Genomic DNA, 2,654 nt, shown 5'->3' with positions numbered 1-2,654 from the left:
GTCGCGCACAGGGTGCGCTCCCACAGTGGGTGGGGCGCTACCCGACGTAAGACACAAAAAAAGCCGGCGGCCCAAGGCCACCGGCTTTTTCCATTCCGAGGTCGCAAAGCGACCGGCTTAACTCTTCGCAGGTCGCAAAGCGACCGGCAATCCCCTTCTCGAATCAATGATGCCCCGAGAACGGCACCGCCTTGCGCAGCAGCGACGGCGCGTGCGGCCACTTCGGATCCTTCAGGTACGGGTGATCCGGGTAGTTCAGGGCCAGCACCTGGCGGGTCTGGTCGGCGAGGTTCTTCTGTTCCATGCCCAGGTAGCTGCGGGTGAGGATGGCCAGCGCGTCGCCCGTCTGCGGGGCCTGCTGGTAATGCTCGATCACATACTGGGCGCGGTCGGCGGAGGCCACGTAGGCCTTGTTGCGCAGGTAGTACTCGGCCACGTTGATCTCGAACTGCGCCAGCACGTCGCGCAGGTAGATCATGCGCTGGCGCGCGTCGGCGGTGTAGGCGCTGTCCGGGAAGCGGCGAGACAGCTCCGAGAAGTCGTCGAACGACTTCAGGTTGAAGCCCTGGTCGCGACGCGTCTGCGCCTCGTTCTTCTGCAGCAGGCGCTCCATGGCGCCGCCGGTGCGATCAAAATTGATCAGACCGCGCAAGTAATAGGCATAATCTACGTGCTTGTGGGTCGGATACGTCTTGATGAAGCGGTTGATCGTGGAGTAAGCGTCGTCCGGCTGGTTGTCTTTGTACTGCGCATAGGCCAGGTCGAGCTGAGCCTGCTCGTTGTAATTACCGGACGGGAAGCGCGCGATCAGGCGCTGGTAGGCTTTGCTGGCGGCCGAATAATCGGCGTGTTCCAGTGAGTCGTGAGCTTTGTCGTAAAGCTTGTCTACCGGCAGCGTATCGTTGGTGTCCCTCTTGTGATGGAACATCGAGCATGCGCTCATCGACAAAACGATGGCGAGCACGACAAAAATTTTGAAAGCCGGCAGCTTGGTTACGCGCATGAGAAGGGTTCAGATGTTTGAGCGAAAAGGGATGATAGCCGAAACGGCCGGGCGGCCGGGCGGCCGACCATGACGATGATTCGTCATGACGCCACGGTACCCCTGTCGGCCGCGGGTCGGAGGTTCGACCAGACAGTGGCCGAGATGTTCCCGGACTACTCGCGGTCGCGTCTCACGGCGTGGATCAAGGCCGGTGCCGTGACCCTGGACGGCGCCGTCGCGCCGCCTCGCCAATTGCTGCGTGGCGGGGAAAAAGTCCAGGTAGAAGCGGAACTTGAGACCGAAGTGGAGCTCGAGCCGGAGGCCATCGCCCTGGACATCGTCCACGAGGACGACTACCTGCTGGTGCTGAACAAACCGGCCGGCCTGGTGGTGCATCCGGGCGCAGGAAATAGTGCCGGCACGGTGCTGAACGCCTTGCTGCACCACGATCCGAAGCTGGCCGAGCTGCCCCGCGGGGGCATCGTCCATCGCCTGGACAAGGACACCTCGGGCCTGATGGTGGTCGCCAAGACCCTGGCGGCCCATACGGGCCTGGTGGACATGCTGTCGCGCCACGATGTGGAACGGCAGTACGAGGCCGTGGTGCTGGGCACCTTGGTGGCCGGCGGCACGGTGGATGCGCCGATTGGCCGGCATATGGGCGACCGCCTGCGCCAGGCCGTGCGCGACGAGGAGGACGGCAAGCACGCCGTCACCCACTATCGCCTGCGCGAGCGCTTCCGCGGGCACAGCCTGATCCAGTGCAGCCTGGAAACCGGCCGCACCCATCAGATTCGCGTGCACCTGGCGCATATCAACCATCCCCTGGTCGGCGATCCGCTGTACGGCGGCGGCCTGCGCCTGCCCAAGGGCGCCACGCCCGAGCTGGTGGCGGCCTTGCGCGGCTTCCGCCGACAGGCGCTGCACGCCGAGCGGCTGGCCTTCGAACACCCGGTGACGCATGAACCGATGTCGTTCAGCGCCGATCGCCCGGCCGACCAGCAGGCGCTGATCGACGCCTTGCGCGCCGATACCGCCCAGGCCGATCCGAGCGACTGGCGGTGACCCTGGATAGCGCCTGGCTCGTGCCGGACTGGCCGGCGCCCGCCCGTGTGCGGGCGGCGGTCAGCACGCGGCAGGGGCCGGGCGTCTCGCAGGGCGCCTGGGGGCGCTTCAATCTTGGCGCCCGTTGCGGCGATACGCCCGAGGCAGTGGCGGCCAATCGAGCCGCCGTGCGTACCGCCCTGAGTCTTGAGCGCGATCCGCATTGGCTGCAGCAAGTGCATGGCGTGGATGTCGCCGATGTCGACCGCTCAGACGATGGGCAGGAGCCGCGCGCTGACGCCTCCGTCACCCAGCGTGCGGGCGAGCCGCTGGTCATCCTCACTGCCGACTGCCTGCCGGTGCTGTTCTGCACCGCCGACGGCCGCGCCGTGGCCGCTGCCCACGCGGGCTGGCGCGGTTTGCAGGCCGGCGTGCTGGAAGCTGCATTGAATTCCCTGCAGGCGCCGCCTGCCCAGGTGATGGCCTGGTTGGGGCCGTGCATCGGCAAGGCCAGCTATGAAGTGGGGGTTGAAGTGCGCGATGCCTTCGTGGCGCTCGATGGCGGTGCGGCTGAGGGTTTCGAGCCGACGCGTCCTGGGCACTGGTTGTGCGATCTGGCTGGGCT

General features: G+C 66.2%; 3 protein-coding genes. 2 read left to right on the top strand and 1 reads right to left on the bottom strand.

Annotated elements, in window-relative coordinates; translation table 11 throughout:
- Positions 1-163: 163 nt before the first annotated feature.
- A complete protein-coding gene (locus AC1DMG_RS21465; RefSeq protein WP_046972119.1) occupies positions 164-1,003 on the bottom strand; it encodes an outer membrane protein assembly factor BamD in 840 nt (279 codons plus the stop codon).
- 69 nt (positions 1,004-1,072) lie between these two features.
- Here AC1DMG_RS21465 and rluD point away from each other — a divergent pair, with 69 nt between their 5' ends.
- Positions 1,073-2,050: a 23S rRNA pseudouridine(1911/1915/1917) synthase RluD gene (gene rluD, locus AC1DMG_RS21460; protein WP_441605334.1), complete on the top strand. Its 978-nt coding sequence runs from the start codon at positions 1,073-1,075 to the stop codon at positions 2,048-2,050.
- Positions 2,047-2,654, top strand: a 608-nt coding sequence (locus AC1DMG_RS21455; protein ID WP_477181085.1) for a purine nucleoside phosphorylase YfiH/LACC1 family protein, incomplete at its 3' end; no start/stop codon positions are given. The genes rluD and AC1DMG_RS21455, both read left to right, overlap by 4 nt.

The sequence above is a fragment of the Dyella sp. 01N36 genome, from assembly GCF_056399745.1.
Note: the sequence above shows the minus strand (reverse complement) of the source record. Positions and strands in the feature narration are given on the sequence as shown.

Coding starts and splice junctions, on each gene's coding strand:
- AC1DMG_RS21465 (WP_046972119.1), bottom strand. CDS start 1,003: ATGCGCGTAACCAAGCTGCCGGCTTTCAAAATTTTTGTCGTGCTCGCC.
- rluD (WP_441605334.1), top strand. CDS start 1,073: ATGACGATGATTCGTCATGACGCCACGGTACCCCTGTCGGCCGCGGGT.